General features: G+C 61.8%; 19 protein-coding genes. 14 read left to right on the plus strand and 5 right to left on the minus strand.

The genetic code is table 11. The features are described 5' to 3' along the window. Positions 1 to 167 precede the first annotated feature (167 nt). Positions 168 to 455 (plus strand): hypothetical protein, encoded by a 288-nt coding sequence (locus P3T25_RS14935; RefSeq protein ID WP_154566156.1) that lies wholly within the window; start codon positions 168 to 170, stop codon positions 453 to 455. An 87-nt stretch (positions 456 to 542) separates the two neighbouring features. Next, on the plus strand, positions 543 to 1,727 hold the full coding sequence (gene pbpG, locus P3T25_RS14940) for a D-alanyl-D-alanine endopeptidase (protein WP_154566157.1): 1,185 nt from the start codon (positions 543 to 545) through the stop codon (positions 1,725 to 1,727). Between the two features lie 102 nt (positions 1,728 to 1,829). Here pbpG and P3T25_RS14945 read toward each other — a convergent pair whose 3' ends face one another. Further along, a complete protein-coding gene (locus P3T25_RS14945; protein ID WP_097389715.1) occupies positions 1,830 to 2,636 on the minus strand; it encodes an IclR family transcriptional regulator in 807 nt (268 codons plus the stop codon). Positions 2,637 to 2,816: 180 nt separating this feature from the next. On the opposite strand from P3T25_RS14945, the gene P3T25_RS14950 reads away from it, so the two are divergent. Together P3T25_RS14950 and P3T25_RS14955 are read left to right on the plus strand one after the other, a co-directional pair. After that, positions 2,817 to 3,539 (plus strand): (Fe-S)-binding protein, encoded by a 723-nt coding sequence (locus P3T25_RS14950; protein ID WP_154565449.1) that lies wholly within the window; start codon positions 2,817 to 2,819, stop codon positions 3,537 to 3,539. Positions 3,540 to 3,696: 157 nt separating this feature from the next. Then, the gene (locus tag P3T25_RS14955) at positions 3,697 to 5,112 is read left to right on the plus strand and encodes a lactate utilization protein B (RefSeq protein ID WP_154565450.1); all 1,416 of its coding nucleotides are present in this window, start codon (positions 3,697 to 3,699) and stop codon (positions 5,110 to 5,112) included. A gap of 88 nt (positions 5,113 to 5,200) precedes the next feature. Here the strand turns inward: P3T25_RS14955 and P3T25_RS14960 are convergent, their stop codons facing one another. Further along, entirely contained in the window at positions 5,201 to 5,764 is a 564-nt protein-coding gene (locus tag P3T25_RS14960; RefSeq protein ID WP_154565451.1) for a hypothetical protein, read from the minus strand. A 275-nt stretch (positions 5,765 to 6,039) separates the two neighbouring features. Here P3T25_RS14960 and P3T25_RS14965 point away from each other — a divergent pair, with 275 nt between their 5' ends. The 10 genes from P3T25_RS14965 (at position 6,040) to iscX (ending at position 13,251) form a co-directional block, all read left to right on the plus strand. After that, positions 6,040 to 6,279 (plus strand): hypothetical protein, encoded by a 240-nt coding sequence (locus tag P3T25_RS14965; RefSeq protein ID WP_154565452.1) that lies wholly within the window; start codon positions 6,040 to 6,042, stop codon positions 6,277 to 6,279. Positions 6,280 to 6,387: 108 nt separating this feature from the next. Further along, positions 6,388 to 6,885, plus strand: coding sequence for a low molecular weight protein-tyrosine-phosphatase (locus tag P3T25_RS14970; protein WP_154565453.1), 498 nt, complete (start codon positions 6,388 to 6,390; stop codon positions 6,883 to 6,885). Positions 6,886 to 7,027: 142 nt separating this feature from the next. Then, a complete protein-coding gene (gene iscR / locus P3T25_RS14975; RefSeq protein WP_154565454.1) occupies positions 7,028 to 7,561 on the plus strand; it encodes a Fe-S cluster assembly transcriptional regulator IscR in 534 nt (177 codons plus the stop codon). 74 nt (positions 7,562 to 7,635) lie between these two features. Beyond that, the gene (locus tag P3T25_RS14980; protein WP_154565455.1) at positions 7,636 to 8,859 is read left to right on the plus strand and encodes an IscS subfamily cysteine desulfurase; all 1,224 of its coding nucleotides are present in this window, start codon (positions 7,636 to 7,638) and stop codon (positions 8,857 to 8,859) included. Positions 8,860 to 8,935: 76 nt separating this feature from the next. After that, entirely contained in the window at positions 8,936 to 9,349 is a 414-nt protein-coding gene (gene iscU / locus P3T25_RS14985; RefSeq protein ID WP_097389708.1) for a Fe-S cluster assembly scaffold IscU, read from the plus strand. Positions 9,350 to 9,510: 161 nt separating this feature from the next. Then, the gene (iscA, locus tag P3T25_RS14990) at positions 9,511 to 9,834 is read left to right on the plus strand and encodes an iron-sulfur cluster assembly protein IscA (protein ID WP_028199494.1); all 324 of its coding nucleotides are present in this window, start codon (positions 9,511 to 9,513) and stop codon (positions 9,832 to 9,834) included. A 201-nt stretch (positions 9,835 to 10,035) separates the two neighbouring features. Next, a complete protein-coding gene (hscB, locus tag P3T25_RS14995) occupies positions 10,036 to 10,563 on the plus strand; it encodes a Fe-S protein assembly co-chaperone HscB (protein ID WP_154565456.1) in 528 nt (175 codons plus the stop codon). A 120-nt stretch (positions 10,564 to 10,683) separates the two neighbouring features. Beyond that, positions 10,684 to 12,555 (plus strand): Fe-S protein assembly chaperone HscA, encoded by a 1,872-nt coding sequence (hscA, locus tag P3T25_RS15000; protein WP_154565457.1) that lies wholly within the window; start codon positions 10,684 to 10,686, stop codon positions 12,553 to 12,555. A 141-nt stretch (positions 12,556 to 12,696) separates the two neighbouring features. Beyond that, on the plus strand, positions 12,697 to 13,038 hold the full coding sequence (fdx, locus tag P3T25_RS15005) for an ISC system 2Fe-2S type ferredoxin (RefSeq protein WP_097389705.1): 342 nt from the start codon (positions 12,697 to 12,699) through the stop codon (positions 13,036 to 13,038). 15 nt (positions 13,039 to 13,053) lie between these two features. Next, the gene (gene iscX, locus P3T25_RS15010) at positions 13,054 to 13,251 is read left to right on the plus strand and encodes a Fe-S cluster assembly protein IscX (protein ID WP_007181290.1); all 198 of its coding nucleotides are present in this window, start codon (positions 13,054 to 13,056) and stop codon (positions 13,249 to 13,251) included. Positions 13,252 to 13,381: 130 nt separating this feature from the next. Here iscX and P3T25_RS15015 read toward each other — a convergent pair whose 3' ends face one another. The 3 genes from P3T25_RS15015 to prfB all read right to left on the minus strand — a co-directional run bounded on the left by P3T25_RS15015 (position 13,382) and on the right by prfB (position 17,231). After that, positions 13,382 to 14,134, minus strand: coding sequence for a glycine zipper 2TM domain-containing protein (locus P3T25_RS15015; RefSeq protein WP_154565458.1), 753 nt, complete (start codon positions 14,132 to 14,134; stop codon positions 13,382 to 13,384). A 318-nt stretch (positions 14,135 to 14,452) separates the two neighbouring features. Then, on the minus strand, positions 14,453 to 15,994 hold the full coding sequence (lysS, locus tag P3T25_RS15020; protein WP_154565481.1) for a lysine--tRNA ligase: 1,542 nt from the start codon (positions 15,992 to 15,994) through the stop codon (positions 14,453 to 14,455). Positions 15,995 to 16,126: 132 nt separating this feature from the next. Beyond that, positions 16,127 to 17,231, minus strand: a protein-coding gene (prfB, locus tag P3T25_RS15025) for a peptide chain release factor 2 (RefSeq protein WP_154565459.1) whose coding sequence is annotated in 2 segments (ribosomal slippage) — positions 16,127 to 17,149 and positions 17,151 to 17,231 — 1,104 coding nt in all. Because the reading frame shifts where the segments join, the coding sequence is not laid out codon by codon here. Between the last annotated feature and the right edge of the window lie 156 nt (positions 17,232 to 17,387).

Consider the following 17,387-nt stretch of genomic DNA (forward strand, 5'->3'; position numbering starts at 1 on the left):
CTGTCGCACCGCACTGGTGCAGGATAAATCCGCATTTGTTACCGATTTCAGGAGAGATTTTGACCGCGCGATGAGGTCCGGCGCGGGTGGAAGGGCAAATCGACATTTGACAAAAAACCCGTCGATTGCCCATTCCGATGTAAACCAGAAAGTGTCACGGAACGTTAATGCTCTATGCCGGTCGAATGCGCGTTGGCGGTCTCCAGCAGGTGTTTAACAGCCCGCAGCAGTACCCGCTCGACGTTCCGGTGCGCCGGCAAGGCTTTACATGCCTGCGCTCTGACCGTATTTCCCCTGATCAAGGTTGTCTCGAAATTGCCGTTATGCTGAAAGAATCGGTTCGATTCCTGCAATTGGCGGCAAAGGCGAGGCGAAGCGCGTTGGCGATCGTTTTTTTCGATCGAAACGCGGCACTTATTTGTGTTTTTGCGATCGGAGCTTACAAGCCGGTTTAAGGAGCGCGTATAAGTGCTTCAAATTGCTAATTTTTCGTTGTTTTACTACACTTGCGGAAACCTCTCGCCGCTCCCTACTGAACACCCATGAAAACCGACATGTTTTCGTCGCTAAAAGTGATCCACGGCGCGGCTCGCAGCACCGCTCTGTCGGTGGCCGCCTCCATGGTCATCGCAGCGGCGTTCGCCACGCCTGTCATCACTTTTGCCGCCACGCCCGCCACCACGGCAAAAACCTCCAAACACGCGAAAGCGGCCAAAAAGCCCGCCGCGGCCCCCGCTGACAAAGTGTCGAGCAAGAAGGCCGCCAACGGCGCTGCTGCGAACGTGGCCGCTGCCGCCGGTGACGACGCGCCGCGCACGAGCGTCAAGCGCAAGCGCGTGACGTACTCGTCGAACGGCCGTCACCACTCGGTGATGCGCCGCGTCGCGTACGAACCGCGTCCGCCTACCGTCGGCCAGGCTTTCGGTCTGCATGACACGCCGGACGCGCTGATGCTGCGTTCAAGCGTTGCCTATGTGATCGATCAGAACACCGGCGAATCGCTGTTCGACAAGAATTCGCGCGCCGTGGTGCCGATCGCGTCGATCACCAAGCTGATGACCGCGATGGTCGTGCTCGATTCGAAAGAGCCGATGACCGACCAGATCGAAGTCACCGACGAAGACCGCGACTACGAGAAGAACACCGGCTCGCGTCTGTCAGTGGGCTCGGTGCTCTCGCGTGAAGACATGCTGCATATCGCGCTGATGGCCTCGGAAAACCGCGCAGCCGCGGCGATGTCGCGTTATTTCCCGGGCGGCCGTCCGGCGTTCCTCGCGGCAATGAACGCGAAGGCCAAGCAACTCGGCATGACCGACACGCACTTTGAAAACCCCACGGGTTTGACGAGCCAGAACGTCTCGAGCGCACGCGACCTCGTGAAGATGGTCAATGCGGCGTATCAGTATCCGATGATCCGCAAGTTCTCGACCGACCACAGCTACGAGGTGTACACCGGCAAGCGTTCGCTGGCGTACAACAGCACGAATGCATTGGTGCGTAACCCGACGTGGGACATCGGTCTGCAAAAGACCGGGTTTATCAACGAAGCGGGCGAGTGTCTCGTGATGCAGGCGACCATTCACGGTCGCCCGATGATCATCGTGCTGCTTGACTCGTCGGGTAAGTACTCGCGCTTTGCGGACGCGACGCGTCTGCGCACGTGGCTCGATAACGGTGGCGATCAACCGCGGATTACCAGCGCGGATGCCAGCGGCGCGGGCACCTGAAGCGCGCTAGCTTACTCTGCCGGCCGGTTTTCGAACCGGCCAGAAAAAAGCCTCGCAGATGCGAGGCTTTTTTATTGAGTCGGGGGACGCGCGACCACCCGCTTAGGCGTGCTGGGGATGCGTATGCTCCTGCGGCGTCTGAGGGCGATAACCCAGCGACTCGGAAATCAGCAGCGCCGTTTGGCTGAGCTGCCCCAACCACGAGTCCTGCAAGCGATCCGCCGGTGCTGACAGCGACAGGCCCGCAACCAGCTTGCCGGTGTCGTCGTAAATCCCCGCTGCGATGCACCGCACGCCCAACTCCAGTTCTTCGTTATCGCGCGCACAGGCCTGCTGGCGCACGTGCGACAACTCGCGTTCGAGCTTGGTCAGATCGGTGATGCTGTTCTGCGTGTGGCCGGACAGCCCGGTGCGCGTGGCATAGGCCCGCACGCGGGTCGATTCGTCCGCGGCGAGGAAGAGCTTGCCCACCGAGGTCAGATGCAGCGGCGCCCGCCCGCCAATCGCCCGCACCACCTGCATGCCGGAGCGCTCGGAGTAGGCGCGTTCTATATAGACGATCTCGTCGCCCTGGCGCACCGACAGGTTCACTGTCTGCCCGGTTTGGCGGTGCAGTTCGCGCATCGGCGTGAGCGCCGCGTCGCGCACCGACAGCCGCGCCTTCACCAGATTACCCAGTTCGAGCAGGCGCATACCGAGGCGGTAAGTGCCGGGGTCCGACCGGTCGACCAGCCGGCACATCACCATGTCGTTCAGGATGCGGTGCGCGGTGGACGGGTGCAGCTCCGTGCGGATGGCGAGTTCTTTCAGGCTGACCGGGTCGCTATGCGCAGCGAGTGCATCGAGCAAGCGCATCATGCGTTCGATCACCTGGATCGACGTTTTGGGATCCGGGTTCGTATCGCTCATGGGGAGGAATCGGTTGACGCGTCAAACAGCGGAGATTGATTGTATCCCGTATTGTGAAAAGATGGAAAGCAGTTGGAACGCCTATTCCAATTTAACGTGGCATTCGTCCTATGCCTTCCGGCCGTTGGTATTGTGCGGCAAACAGCGGATAATCAGGGACGTTTTCCCGAAGGAGGGCTCATGCGAGTCGGATTGTTCGTCACCTGCCTGATCGACCTGATGCGCCCGGAGATCGGTTTTTCGGTCATCAAGCTGATCGAAGGCGCCGGTTTCGAGGTGGTGGTGCCGCCCGCGCAAACCTGTTGCGGGCAGCCCGCGTACAACTCGGGGGAGCGGCGCATCGCGCGCGATCTGGCCGAGAAAACCCTGCGTGAATTCGAACAGTTCGACTATGTCGTGGTGCCGTCCGGTTCGTGCGGCGGCATGATCCGCGCGCATTACGGCGACCTGTTTGCCGACGATCCGGAGTTGATGAACCGCTTCGGCCGGTTGCGCGCCAAAGTGTTCGAGTTGACTGATTTCCTTGTCAATGTGGCCAAGGTTCAATTGCAGCCGGGTGAGTTCACGGGCCAGGTGACGTACCACGATTCCTGTTCGGGGCTGCGCGAACTTGGCGTCAAAACGCAGCCGCGCGCGCTGCTGGCGCAGGTGGGCGTGGCGGTGACTGAAATGAAGGATTGCGAGCGCTGCTGCGGCTTCGGGGGCACCTTCGCGATCAAGTACGGCGACATCTCCACGGCAATCGTCGACGAGAAATGCGCGAATATCGGCGCGAGCGGCGCCGGCACGGTGGTGCTCGGCGACCTCGGCTGCATGCTCAATATCGAAGGCCGCTTGCGGCGCACCGGCGATACCGCCACGCGCGTGCTGCACATTGCCCAGGTGCTGGCCGGCGACGCGTAACGATTTTCGCAGCGCTCAAACCGCGCAGTGGATTCGGTGCCCGCCATTTCGCGCGCTTCACTCGTTCATTTGATTCGCTTTTAGCTCGCGCACTTCAACAGCGCATTTCACTCGCGTTTTTCATTCGCGCTTTCATCCGAATACGCTCAAGGCCGCCATGCAAGTCCAATCGATGCATTTCAAGGCCCGCGCGGGCCAGAAACTCGCTGACCAGCGTCTGCAGCGGAACCTGACCAAGCTGTCGACCAAGTTCGTGTCGGCCCGCGCCGCGGCCATGACCGCGATCGATTTTCCCGCCACCCGCGCCGCGCTGAAGGAGCGCCGCAATCGCGCGCTGGAAAATCTCGACGTCTGGCTCGAAACCTTCGAACGTGAGGCGACCCGGCGCGGCGTCACGGTCCTGTTCGCCGAGACGACGCAGGAGGCCGCGCGTCTCGTCGGCGATATTGCGCGCCGGCACGAGGTGAAGAAGGTGATCAAGACCAAGTCGATGGTCACCGAGGAAATGCGTCTGAACGAGGTGCTGGGGCAGATGGGCGTGCAATCGATCGAGACCGATCTGGGCGAATACATTCTCCAGATCAACGACAACGAGCCGCCCAGCCACATCATCGCGCCGGTCGTCCATAAGGATAAGGACGAGATTGCCGACCTGTTCGCGAAGACGCATGGCCGGCCGCGTCTGACCGAGATCACCGACATGACCCGCGAAGCGCGCGAGATGCTGCGTCCGCACTTCATGACGGCGGACATGGGTGTGACCGGCGGCAACTTCGTAGTGGCGGAGACGGGTTCGGTCGTGCTGGTCACGAACGAGGGCAACGAGGGCATGTGCACCGTGATGCCACGCGTGCATGTGGCGGTGACCGGCATCGAAAAGGTGTTGCCCACGCTGGAAGATCTCGCGACGGCAATGCGTCTGCTGCCGCGCTCGGCAACCGGTCAGGCGACGTCCAACTATTTTTCGGTGCTGACCGGGCCGCGCGGCGCGGGCGATCAGGACGGTCCCGAGCATATGTACGTGGTGCTGGTCGACGGCGGGCGCACGGGGCTGATCGGCGGCGACTTTCAGGAGATGCTGCGCTGTATCCGTTGCGGCGCTTGCATGAATCACTGCCCGGTGTATCAGAAGGTGGGCGGTCATGCCTACGGGTGGGTTTATCCGGGGCCGATGGGATCGGTGCTGACGCCGAGCTACGTCGGGATCGACAAGGCGCTGGACCTGCCTCAGGCGGCGACGTTGTGCGGCGAGTGCAACAGCGTGTGTCCGGTCGGCATTCCGTTATCCGATCTGCTGCGCAAGCTCCGCGAGAAGCAGGTCGAGCGGCATCTGAGGCCGTGGCGCGAGCGGGCAGGGCTCGCAGTGTGGGGTTTCCTCGCGTTGCACCCGGATGCTTATGCGCTCTTCACCAAGCTGGCGGTTCGCGTGCTGGAAAGAATGGGCGGGCGAAATCGTTCGATTGCCAGGTTGCCACTAGGTGGAGCGGGCTGGACCAATACGCGCGATATGCCGGCACCGGTCGGCCGCACGTTCAGGGAGTTGTACGCCGCGCAACGCAGCCATATTGGTTGAGCGAGCGGCACAGTCGTTGTGGTTTGCGCGGCTGATGCGGGAGGCGTAACGCGAGACTGCGCCTACGTTCACGCCATTCCCTGCCGGATCAATGATCCGTCATCCCTGGCTGGCGGCCGTTATTGCTTCTGGCCTGCGCATTGCCACCATTGCCGCGTCCACCGCTGTTGCCTGCCTGCTGTGGCGGAGGGGGCGGCGGGCTGCCTGCTCCTGGCCGTGGCGCGTTAGATCCACTCGGCCCTCTCGGCCCGCCAACCGCACCTTGAGGCGGCGGTCCCCCATGTTGCCCGCCGCCGTTCGGCTGACCATGCCAGCCACCGTTGTCTCCCCGGTTACCGTTGTTTCCATCGTTGCCGTTATTCGGCCGTCCCCGGTCCGGATAGCCTGGGTAGCCGCGATAGCCGGGCCCCGGCCCGTAATAGCGGCCCGGCCCGTTGTAGTAACCCGGACCCCAGTCATTGCCGTAACCCATGTAGACGTTGGTTTGCGGCACAACCGGCACGCCGGTGGCATAGCCGTCGTAACCGTCATAGCCGCTATAACCGCCGCCATAGCCGTTGCCGACCATTGGAGTGCCGTCCGGATAGACCGCGCAGCCGCCAAGCAATGCAGCAACGACCGTGAAGCCGACGAGGGGAGCAATACGTTTCATTGGAAGGACCAGTGCGAAGATTTCATGTCTGTAAGACAGCTATTATCGCTAACCGTCGCGCCGGCTTTGTATGTGTTTGTAAGGATTTCTTTTTCATGCCATGACGCAGGTCAGCGTCGTGCGCGGCAGAGGCAGACCAGTTAATGGACTGTTCCATCCAGCGCAACGCTGTATCTCGCGCCAGCCCGTTTTTCCCGATTGTAAATTCCTATAGCATTTGGACTGGGCATAGTGGGTCACGAACTCATAAGCCCCTAATCGGAAGAAACCACATCATGAAAAAGACAATATCGGTGTACTGGCCCCTCGCCATCGTCGTGCCGCTTGCTGCGGCAGCCTATCTGCACATTTGTGGCGACGCGGCTTCGCGCTCCTCGCAGGCCCCGCTCGCTGCTGATCAACTGACCGCGGAACTGGCGCGCGCCGTCTCGTATGGCATGGTCGACAACACGACGACGTTGCCGGCCAAACCCATGCACGCCGTGACGGCAATGCCTGTGGCCGAAGCATCTTAAGCGTCTTAAGCGCGCGTAGCCTCCGGCGCGATCTGGTCGACCTTTGTATAATCGCGCCACCGTTTCCTAACTGCCGATCCGCGGGCGTTGAGCGTCCGAAAGCCTCTGATGAAAACCGTGTCCGTCTGCTTTGTCTGCCTTGGGAACATCTGCCGTTCCCCGACCGCGGAAGGCGTGATGCGCCGTCTGGTCGACGAGGCGATGCTGGCGGAGCGCATTCTGATCGATTCCGCCGGCACGGGCGACTGGCACATCGGCCAACCGCCTGACGACCGCGCGCAGCATGCGGCCGAACAGCGGGGTTACGAGTTGGCCGCCTTGCGCGGACGCCAGGTCGCGGCAGCCGACTTCGAGCGTTTCGATCTGCTGATCGCAATGGACGACAAAAACGTCGCCGCGCTGCGCCAGATTTGTCCGGCGGAGCAGCGTGACAAAATCCGTCTGCTGATGGAATTCGTGCCTGAGGCGGACGGGCGCTGGGGCGGTGCCCGCGAAGTCGTCGACCCCTATTTCGGCGGCGCCGAAGGGTTCGAACAGGTACTGGATCAATGTGAAGCAGCCTGCCGCGGACTGATCGCAGCGCTGCGTCCCCAATTGATTACGTAAGACCGGCGGGTCATCGGCGAGGTTTGGGCCGGCTTATCCAGCAATTAAGCAAATGACCCAAATCACGGTAGGGATACTTGACTAATTCAGTCATGTATTTATACTTGACCAAACTTGTCGAGAATTGCGGTTCCCACACCATATGAGACTCACCACGAAAGGCCGTTTCGCCGTCACGGCGATGATTGACCTGGCACTGCGCCAGGAGCAGGGCCCGGTGACGCTTGCGGGTATCAGCCAGCGCCAACATATCTCCCTGTCTTATCTCGAGCAGCTATTTGGCAAGCTGCGTCGTCACGAAATCGTCGAGTCCGTGCGCGGACCGGGCGGCGGCTACAATCTGGCCCGCCGCGCTGAAGACGTGACCGTCGCCGACATCATCATCGCGGTCGACGAACCGCTCGACGCCACCCAATGCGGCGGCAAGGGCTCGTGCGAGGGCACCAAACAGCACGACGGCCACTGCATGACGCACGAATTGTGGTCCACGCTGAACCAGAAAATGGTCGAGTACCTCGACTCGGTGTCCCTGAAAGATCTGGTCGATCAGCAGCGTTCGCGCGAAGGTGCTGCGCCGGCGGTGTTGCGCGACCGGCGCAACGAGGCGCCGGCGGTCGAACCCGCCCGCGTCGTGCCGAAAGGGCCGAATTCTGTTTTCAACATGGCCGGTTCCTAGGCGCGGCAATCTGAACGCACCGCAGCCTGATCAGGAAACCAGAAGCCAGAGCAATGACGTCCCCGGAGCAATTGATGAACAACGACACTCTCCACCTGCCCATTTACATGGACTACAGCGCGACGACCCCGGTCGATCCGCGCGTGGTGGACAAAATGATTCCGTACTTGCGCGAGCAGTTCGGCAACCCCGCATCGCGTAGCCACTCGTATGGCTGGGACGCGGAGCGTGCGGTCGAAGAGGCGCGCGAGAACGTCGCCGCGCTGGTGAATGCCGATCCGCGCGAAATCATCTGGACCTCGGGCGCAACGGAGTCGGACAACCTCGCGATCAAGGGTGCGGCGCACTTCTACAAGAGTAAGGGCAAGCACGTCATCACGGTGAAGACCGAGCACAAGGCTGTGCTCGACACCTGCCGTGAACTCGAACGCGAAGGCTTCGAAGTCACGTATCTGGATGTGAAGGACGACGGTCTGATCGACCTCGAGAAGTTCAAGGCCGCGCTGCGCCCGGATACGATTCTGGTCTCGGTCATGTCGGTGAACAACGAGATCGGCGTGATCCAGGACATCGAGGCGATCGGTGAGATCACCCGTGAAAAGGGCATCATTTTCCACGTTGACGCCGCGCAGGCTACCGGCAAGGTGGAGATCGACCTGCAGAAGCTGAAGGTCGACCTGATGTCGTTCTCGGCACACAAGACGTATGGTCCGAAGGGCATCGGCGCGCTGTACGTGCGCCGCAAGCCGCGTATCCGTATCGAAGCGCAGATGCACGGCGGCGGCCACGAGCGCGGCATGCGTTCGGGCACGCTGGCCACGCATCAGATCGTCGGCATGGGCGAAGCATTCCGCATCGCACGCGAAGAAATGGCAACGGAAAACGAGCGCATTCGCATGCTGCGCGACCGTCTGCTGCGCGGCCTGCAGGACATGGAAGAAACCTACGTGAACGGCGACATGGAACAGCGTGTGCCGCACAACCTGAACATCAGCTTCAACTTCGTCGAAGGCGAGTCGCTGATCATGGCAGTGAAGGACGTGGCGGTGTCGTCGGGTTCGGCGTGTACGTCGGCTTCGCTGGAACCGTCGTACGTGCTGCGCGCACTGGGCCGTAACGACGAACTGGCGCATAGCTCGATCCGTTTTACCGTCGGCCGTTTTACGACGGAGCAGGATGTCGATTACGTGATCAACCTGTTGAAGACCAAAATTTCGAAGCTGCGCGATCTGTCGCCGCTGTGGGAAATGCACCAGGACGGGATCGATATTTCGACGATCAAGTGGGCTGCGCACTGACGCGCCAACGCTTAGCGTCGCGCTTATCGTCGAAAACGCAACGAATGCAGGTTGAAACGAAACAAGGAGTGTAATCATGTCTTACAGCGCAAAGGTTCTGGACCACTACGAAAATCCGCGCAACGTCGGTTCCTTCGAGAAAGACGACGATGCGGTCGGTACGGGCATGGTCGGCGCGCCGGCTTGCGGCGACGTGATGAAGCTGCAGATCCGCGTGGGCGCGGACGGCATCATCGAAGACGCGAAGTTCAAGACGTACGGCTGCGGTTCGGCGATTGCGTCGAGTTCGCTCGTTACCGAATGGGTGAAGGGCAAGACGCTTGACCAGGCCATGTCGATCAAGAACACGCAGATCGCCGAAGAATTGGCGCTGCCGCCGGTGAAGATCCACTGCTCGATCCTCGCGGAAGACGCGATCAAGGCAGCGGTCGCCGACTACAAGCAACGCCATGGTGAAGCAGTCGTCGAAGGCGACAAGCAACACGCGTAAGCGGCAGTCGAGCGCGCGGTTGAGTGCTCATTTGGGTGAGTCGAAGCGGGCGGTGCGGGCAAGAAACACCGTCCGGCATGAGCGATATTTGAAGCAGGCAGGGTAGCAGCGCGTCAGTAGGCACAGGAGTGACGAACGCGCGCGGCGCAATGAGAAACGCTATGGCAATTACGTTGACCGAAAAGGCAGCACAGCACGTCCAGAAGTATCTGACTCGCCGCGGCAAGGGGGTCGGGCTGCGCGTGGGCGTGCGCACCACGGGTTGCTCGGGTTTGGCCTACAAGCTCGAGTACGTGGATGAACTCGCGCCCGAAGACGAAGTGTTCGATTGCAACGGCGTGAAGATCATTGTCGACCCGAAGAGCCTCGCCTATATCGACGGCACCGAACTCGACTTTGCACGCGAAGGGTTGAACGAAGGCTTCAAGTTCAACAACCCGAACGTGAAGGACGAGTGCGGTTGCGGCGAATCGTTCCGCGTGTAAATCGGCTCACTCCGCGTGCAGCGGATCAAAGGCGGCGCGTGCCGCCTTTTTAGTTTGATCCGCGCGTCCGGGTTGGCACTTTTCGGCTGATTTAGTCGCTGAATGCGCCGCTAAATCCGCCGGTGAGTCTCCACGGCGCTTTCGATCCGCGTTTTTAGCCTGCACTCCGGTGCGCTTTCCTGAACGGACTCCTTTTATCCGATGGCCTCGCTGAACGACAGCCACTTCGACCTGTTCGATCTGCCGGCGCAATTCGCGCTCGACGCAGCGGCACTCGATCACGCCTACCGCACCGTGCAGGCGCAAGTGCATCCGGACCGCTTTGCGGCGGCCGGCGACGCGCAAAAGCGCATCGCGATGCAATGGGCGACGCGTACGAACGAGGCCTATCAGACGCTGCGCGATCCGTTGAAGCGCGCGACCTATCTGTTACATCTGCGCGGCATCGACGTCGGCGCGCAGAACAATACGGCGATGGAGCCGGCGTTCCTGATGCAGCAGATGGAGTGGCGCGAAGGCATTGAAGACGCGGCCGCGGCGAAGAACGTCGACGCGCTCGACGCCTTGCTCGCTGAACTGCGCGACGAAGAGCGGATGCGTTTCGACAAGCTTGGCGCGCTGCTCGACAGCGGCGCGAATCAGGCGGCGGGCGAGGCGGTGCGGCAGTTGATGTTCATCGAGCGGGTGGCGTCGGAAATCGGCACGCAGATCGAGCGGCTCGAGAACTAGCGGTCCGGCGTAGCGGCGCGAGTCGGCGCCGTGCATGAACAGGTAGCGATAGCAGCCGTAGCATTACATCCAGCAACGCGAAAATTCAGGACGGGGCCCAGCGGCCCCGAGAAGATCCAGATGGCCTTACTGCAAATCTCCGAACCCGGCATGGCGCCGGCGCCCCATCAGCGGCGTCTGGCGGTCGGTATCGATCTCGGCACCACCAATTCCCTTGTCGCCGCCGTGCGCAGCGGCGTGCCTGACGTGCTGCCCGACGAAGACGGCTATGCGCTGCTGCCGTCGGTTGTCCGTTACCTGGAAAAGGGCGGCCGCCGTATCGGCCGCACGGCCAAGGCTGAAGCCGCGATCGATCCGCGCAACACGATCGTGTCGGTCAAGCGCTTCATGGGCCGCGGCAAGGCGGAAGTGGAAGGCGCCGAAAACGCGCCGTACGATTTCATCGACGCGCCCGGCATGGTGCAGATCCGTACCGTCGACGGCGTGAAGAGCCCAGTCGAAGTGTCGGCGGAAATTCTTGCGACGCTGCGCCAGCGTGCCGAAGACACGCTCGGCGACGAACTGGTCGGCGCAGTCATTACCGTGCCTGCGTATTTCGACGAAGCGCAGCGCCAGGCGACCAAAGACGCCGCGCGTCTGGCCGGCCTGAACGTGCTGCGTCTCCTGAACGAGCCGACTGCGGCCGCGATCGCCTACGGCCTCGATAACGGTTCCGAAGGTCTCTACGCGGTCTACGACCTCGGTGGCGGCACCTTCGATCTGTCGATTCTGAAGCTCACCAAGGGTGTGTTCGAAGTGCTCGCGGCGGGCGGCGATTCCGCGCTCGGCGGCGACGATTTCGACCATGCCCTGTATCGCCACGTGCTGGAGCAGGCGGGCATCGCGCCGCAAACACTCGCACCGGAAGACGTCCGCCTGCTGCTCGACAGCGTACGCGTGTCCAAGGAGGCGTTGTCCGGCGCGCCGAATGCGAAGGTACAGGCAACGCTCTCGAACGGCACTCAGATCGATCTGACGGTCGACGAGGCCACTTTCGAGGCCATCACTCAGGCGCTGGTTCAACGGACGCTTGGGCCCACGAAGAAAGCGCTGCGCGACGCCAAGGTTGCGACCAAGGACATTGAAGGCGTGGTGCTGGTCGGCGGCGCGACGCGCATGCCGGTGATCCGCCGTGCGGTCGAGTCGTTCTTCGGCCAGCCGCCTTTGATCAACCTCGACCCGGATCAGGTCGTCGCGCTCGGTGCGGCGATCCAGGCCGATCTGCTCGCGGGCAACCGTGGCGCCGACGGCGACGACTGGCTGCTGCTCGACGTGATTCCGCTGTCGCTGGGCGTTGAAACGATGGGTGGTTTGACCGAGAAGATCATCCCGCGCAATTCGACGATTCCGGTCGCCCGCGCGCAGGATTTCACGACCTTCAAGGACGGCCAGACGGCCATGGCGATCCACGTCGTGCAAGGCGAGCGCGAGCTCGTCAACGATTGCCGTTCGCTCGCGCGGTTCGAGCTGCGCGGCATTCCGCCGATGGCCGCCGGTGCGGCGCGGATTCGCGTCACGTATCAGGTCGACGCGGACGGCCTGCTGTCCGTGTTCGCACGTGAACAGGGCTCGGGCGTGGAAGCGTCGGTGGTGGTCAAACCGTCCTACGGTCTCGCCGACGACGACATCGCCAGAATGCTCGAAGAGAGCTTTTCGACCGCCGAAGTCGACATGCGCGCGCGTGCGCTGCGTGAAGCGCAAGTCGAAGCGCGCCGTCTCGTCGAAGCCACCGACGCGGCGCTCGCCGCCGACGCCGAATTGCTCGACGATAGCGAACGCGCCGAACTCGACACGCTGCTCACCGCCTTGCGCAACATCGCGGCAAGCGACGACGCCGACGCGATCGAAGCCGCGACCAAAGCGCTCGCCGAAGGCACCGACGAATTTGCCGCCCGCCGCATGAACAAAGGCATTCGCCGTGCGCTGGCCGGCCGCAAGCTCGACGAGATCTGAGCGTCTTGCGGCGTGGCTGCGCGATGCGCGCCAGCCGGCAATGAATCGCGCTGCGCGGACTTAAAAAGTCCGCGCAGCGCCAGTAAAAATGGTACGGAGCCTGTTTGCGGCCGCCGTGCCGCAGACCCAAACGGAAAATGTATGCCTCAAATCGTTGTGCTGCCCCACGTCGAACTGTGCCCGGAAGGCGCGGTGATCGATGCCGTGCCCGGCAAGAGCATCTGCGACAGCCTGCTCGAACACGGCATCGAAATCGAACACGCGTGCGAGAAGTCTTGCGCGTGCACGACTTGTCACGTGATCGTGCGTGAGGGTTTCGCCGCCTTGACGCCGTCCGAGGAAGACGAGGACGATCTGCTGGACAAGGCGTGGGGGCTCGAACCGGCCTCGCGTCTGTCGTGCCAGGCGATGGTGCCGGCCGAGCAGGATCTGGTTGTCGAGATCCCGCGCTACTCGATCAATCACGCGAAGGAAAATCACTAACTGGAGGATGCAGCCATGAAGTGGACCGATACGCAAGACATCGCGATGGCCCTGACTGACAAGCACCAGGACATCGATCCGCAACAGGTGCGCTTCACCGATTTGCACCGTTGGGTCACCGAGCTGGAAGGTTTCGACGACGATCCTAACCGGTCGAACGAAAAGATCCTCGAAGCGATTCAGGCTGCATGGATTGAAGACGCGGATTACTGAGCGAGCAGTATGCCCGGTTGTTCGCTGGCGGCGGGGCGAGATTGATTCCGCTCCGGCTGCGGCAAAGAAAAAGGCGATTCCATTGGAATCGCCTTTTTTAACGCCTGGAGAATCTTCAGGCTGTCAGCGGTCAGCTTGCTACGAGCGTGCCGTTTTCGACCCGCACGCGCTGGCCTTGCTGGAACGGCGGCGCTTCGTGATACGTGAAGTAGCGCGTCTTGCCGTTTTCCATCCGCACCCGCACGGAATAGGACGTCGTGCTGCGAATGTGCTTTTCAACCGAGTTACCGGCCAGGCCGCCACCGAGGGCGCCCAGCACCGTCATCGCGGTGCGGCCGTTGCCGCTGCCGAACTGGTTGCCGACTACGCCACCGGCCACTGCGCCGCCGACCGCACCGATACCCGTGCCATGGCCTTCCTGACGTACCGCCGAGATGCCTTCGACTGTGCCGCAGGTCGAGCAGTAGGCAGGTTGCGACGGCTGTTGCTGGGCGTACTGCGGTGCCGGTCGGGCCTGTTGCTGCTGGGCGTACTGAGGTGCCGGTTGCGCCTGTTGCTGCTGAGCGTACTGTTGTTGCTGCGTTGGCGCCGGGGCGCGTTGAGGCGCCTGTTGCTGCGCTGCCTGCTGTTGCGCTTCGGCCTGCGCGGCTGCCTGTTGAGCGGCCGGGTTTGCCGGCGCCGCTGAATCGACCACGCCCGGTTGGGTGGCCACTTGCGCAGCCTGGGTCTGATCGGTTTGCGCGCCGCTGCTCGACGCGCTCGGGAACAGGCCCGTGACGGCCGCTGTCGCGGCGAGGCTGGCGATGATTACTGCGCCCGCGGCAGTAGCGACGAGCGGATGAAGACGACGTTGTTGCGTGGGTTTGGTATCTGGATTGTCCATATTGGCCTCCGTCTGGAGCAGAGTCGACTGTTATTGAGACTGAGTGTCGGGCAATTCGATCCCGGAAGGGTTTCAATTTGTAACCATTTTCGGGCAATCATCGCGGCGCTTTCGCGTCAAAGCGCGCGCAGCGCGGCGGGGTGCCTGATTTCTTGCGGGTCCACAGCAACTTAAGAAAACCGCGGCCCGGCGGCGAATATGCGCCTTTTACCGATGGTTACAAACCGTCAGATTACAGCAGGCGGTGTTTTTCACGCACCGAAAGAAAAAACGCCCAACATCGAGCCAGGCGTTTTTCTTTTGCAAACCACGCAACGATCAGTCTTCGCGGCGCAGATGCGGGAACAGAATTACGTCGCGAATGCTCGGGCTGTCGGTCAGCATCATGACCAGACGGTCGATGCCGATGCCGCAACCGCCGGCCGGCGGCATGCCGTACTCCAGCGCGCGGATGTAGTCGGCGTCGTAGAACATCGCTTCTTCGTCGCCGGCGTCTTTCTGGTCAACCTGCTTCTTGAAGCGGGCGGCCTGGTCTTCCGGATCGTTCAGCTCCGAGAAACCGTTGGCGATTTCACGGCCCGTGATGAACAGCTCGAAACGCTCGGTGATGCCGTTGAACTTGTCCGACGCGCGCGCCAACGGCGACACTTCGATCGGGTAGTCGATGATGAAAGTCGGCTCCCACAATTGCGCTTCAGCGGTCTCTTCGAACAGCGCCAGTTGCAAGGCGCCGACGCCGGCGTTCAGGAACTGCGGCTGCGACGCATCCACGCCGAACTTCTTCAGTTCCGTGCGCAGGAATGCGTCGTCGCCGAGTTGTGCGTCCGTGTACTGCGGCGCGTACTTCTGGATCGCCTGGCTGATCGTCAAACGATGGAAAGGCTTGGCCAGATCCAGTTCACGACCCTGGTAGCTGATCGTCGCGCTACCGAGCGCATCGACCGCCGCCTGGCGGATCAGCTGCTCGGTGAAGTCCATGATCCACTTGTAATCGGTGTACGCCGCGTAGAACTCGATCATCGTGAATTCCGGATTGTGGCGGACCGACACGCCCTCATTGCGGAAGTTACGGTTGATCTCGAACACACGCTCGAAGCCGCCGACCACGAGGCGCTTCAGATACAGTTCCGGCGCGATGCGCAGGAACATTTGCATATCGAGCGCGTTGTGGTGCGTTTTGAACGGCTTGGCCGCCGCGCCGCCTGGAATCGGGTGCAGCATCGGCGTTTCGACTTCCATGAAGTCGGCGTCCGACATGAACTTGCGGATCGACGAAATTGCCTTGGTGCGCGCGACGAAGGTCTTGCGCGTTTCCGGCGTGACGATCAGGTCGACGTAGCGCTGGCGGTACTTCATTTCCTGGTCGGCGAGACCATGGAACTTGTCCGGCAGCGGACGCAGCGACTTCGACAGCAAACGTAGTTCGGTGCAACGCACCGAGAGTTCGCCCTTGTTGGTGCGGAACAGCACGCCGCGTGCCGCGACGATGTCACCCATGTCCCACTTCTTGAAGGCGTCGTACGTTTCCTGACCGACGTCGGCGGGCGTAATGAAGAACTGGATCTGACCCGAACCGTCGCGCACGGTTGCAAAGCTCGCCTTGCCCATCACGCGCTTGAGCATCATGCGGCCGGCGATCGCGACTTCGAGCGGATTGACTTCGAGCGCTTCCTTGTCGGTTTCGGCGTATTTCGATTGCAGATCTTCGGCGTGATGCGTGGGGCGGAAATCGTTCGGATAGGCGACGCCTTGCTCACGCAGTTCGCGCAGCTTTTCGCGGCGTTCGGCCATGATCTTGTTGTCGTCTACCTCGGGCGTGACATTAGGCTGGGCCGCATTCGGCTGGGTCGGTTCGGTCATGATGGTTTGGTATTCGGTGGCCCGCACCAGGATGGTCCGCATGCGGGTGGCCAGTCAGTAAAAACCTCAGGCGCTATAACAAAGGTGCAAAGATACGGCGCGACGATGTCAGGCATGCCGCGCCGGTTGCGCTTAGACGCCCTGTTTCAGGCTGGCGCTGATGAACGGATCGAGGTCGCCGTCGAGCACGCTCTTGGTATTGCTGATTTCGACGTTGGTACGCAGATCCTTGATACGGCTGTTGTCCAGCACGTACGAGCGGATCTGGTGACCCCAGCCCACATCGGTCTTGCCGGCTTCGAGCTTGTCCTGCTCGGCCTGACGCTTGCGGATTTCCGCTTCGTACAGGCGCGATTTCAGCATGGCCATGGCTTCGGCGCGGTTGCGGTGCTGTGAACGATCGTTCTGGCACTGCACGACGATGCCCGACGGCATGTGCGTAATCCGCACGGCCGAATCGGTCTTGTTGATGTGCTGACCGCCCGCACCGGACGCGCGGTACGTGTCGATGCGCAGATCGGCCGGATTGATGTCGACTTCGATCGAATCGTCGATTTCCGGATACACGAACACCGACGAGAACGATGTATGGCGGCCACCCGACGAATCGAACGGCGACTTGCGCACGAGGCGGTGCACGCCGGTTTCGGTGCGCAAAAAGCCATAGGCGTATTCGCCTTCGATCTTGATCGTGGCGTTCTTGATGCCCGCGACGTCGCCTTCGGTCTGTTCCAGCACTTCGGTCTTGAAGCCCTTGCGCTCGCAGTAGCGCAGGTACTGGCGCAGCAGCATGGACGCCCAGTCGCACGCTTCGGTACCGCCGGCGCCGGCTTGAATGTCGAGGAAGGCGTTGTTCGGGTCGGCCGGATTCGCGAACATCCGGCGGAATTCCATGTCGGCGACGCGCTGCTCGAGCCCTTGGGCATCCGTTTCGCACGAGATGAGGGTTTCCTCGTCGTCTTCTTCGCGGGCCATTTCGAACAGGTCCTGCGCGTCGCGCAGGTCGTTGTCGAGCGACGTAAGCTTGCCGACGACGTCGTCGAGCAGTTTCTTTTCCCGGCCGAGGGCCTGGGCGTGCTTCGAGTCGTTCCAGACGTCCGGGTCTTCGAGTTCCCGGTTGACTTCGATTAGACGCAGTGCTTTGTCGTCGTAGTCAAAGATACCCCCGTAGCGAGTCTGCGCGCGTGCGCAGGTCCGCCAGAGAGGCTTCGATCGCGTTGAGACGTTCCGCTTCCATGTCGATCTTTTATAGCTTCGTAAAAAGGGGAAATTATAGCCGATCGGCGCCCCGCGCCGGAGGCTTGTGAGCGATCCGGCGCGGGTTTGGGGTTGATTTTGCGGTGATTTTCGGTGCTTTCGAGCGATGCCGGGCAAGCTGCGGTACACGCGGCCA

Origin of the sequence: Paraburkholderia sp. GAS32, assembly GCF_050434225.1 — a bacterium.
Taxonomy (GTDB): Bacteria; Pseudomonadota; Gammaproteobacteria; order Burkholderiales; family Burkholderiaceae; genus Paraburkholderia; species Paraburkholderia madseniana.

Coding starts and splice junctions, on each gene's coding strand:
- P3T25_RS14935 (WP_154566156.1), top strand. CDS start 168: ATGCTCTATGCCGGTCGAATGCGCGTTGGCGGTCTCCAGCAGGTGTTT.
- pbpG (WP_154566157.1), top strand. CDS start 543: ATGAAAACCGACATGTTTTCGTCGCTAAAAGTGATCCACGGCGCGGCT.
- P3T25_RS14945 (WP_097389715.1), bottom strand. CDS start 2,636: ATGAGCGATACGAACCCGGATCCCAAAACGTCGATCCAGGTGATCGAA.
- P3T25_RS14950 (WP_154565449.1), top strand. CDS start 2,817: ATGCGAGTCGGATTGTTCGTCACCTGCCTGATCGACCTGATGCGCCCG.
- P3T25_RS14955 (WP_154565450.1), top strand. CDS start 3,697: ATGCAAGTCCAATCGATGCATTTCAAGGCCCGCGCGGGCCAGAAACTC.
- P3T25_RS14960 (WP_154565451.1), bottom strand. CDS start 5,764: ATGAAACGTATTGCTCCCCTCGTCGGCTTCACGGTCGTTGCTGCATTG.
- P3T25_RS14965 (WP_154565452.1), top strand. CDS start 6,040: ATGAAAAAGACAATATCGGTGTACTGGCCCCTCGCCATCGTCGTGCCG.
- P3T25_RS14970 (WP_154565453.1), top strand. CDS start 6,388: ATGAAAACCGTGTCCGTCTGCTTTGTCTGCCTTGGGAACATCTGCCGT.
- iscR (WP_154565454.1), top strand. CDS start 7,028: ATGAGACTCACCACGAAAGGCCGTTTCGCCGTCACGGCGATGATTGAC.
- P3T25_RS14980 (WP_154565455.1), top strand. CDS start 7,636: ATGAACAACGACACTCTCCACCTGCCCATTTACATGGACTACAGCGCG.
- iscU (WP_097389708.1), top strand. CDS start 8,936: ATGTCTTACAGCGCAAAGGTTCTGGACCACTACGAAAATCCGCGCAAC.
- iscA (WP_028199494.1), top strand. CDS start 9,511: ATGGCAATTACGTTGACCGAAAAGGCAGCACAGCACGTCCAGAAGTAT.
- hscB (WP_154565456.1), top strand. CDS start 10,036: ATGGCCTCGCTGAACGACAGCCACTTCGACCTGTTCGATCTGCCGGCG.
- hscA (WP_154565457.1), top strand. CDS start 10,684: ATGGCCTTACTGCAAATCTCCGAACCCGGCATGGCGCCGGCGCCCCAT.
- fdx (WP_097389705.1), top strand. CDS start 12,697: ATGCCTCAAATCGTTGTGCTGCCCCACGTCGAACTGTGCCCGGAAGGC.
- iscX (WP_007181290.1), top strand. CDS start 13,054: ATGAAGTGGACCGATACGCAAGACATCGCGATGGCCCTGACTGACAAG.
- P3T25_RS15015 (WP_154565458.1), bottom strand. CDS start 14,134: ATGGACAATCCAGATACCAAACCCACGCAACAACGTCGTCTTCATCCG.
- lysS (WP_154565481.1), bottom strand. CDS start 15,994: ATGACCGAACCGACCCAGCCGAATGCGGCCCAGCCTAATGTCACGCCC.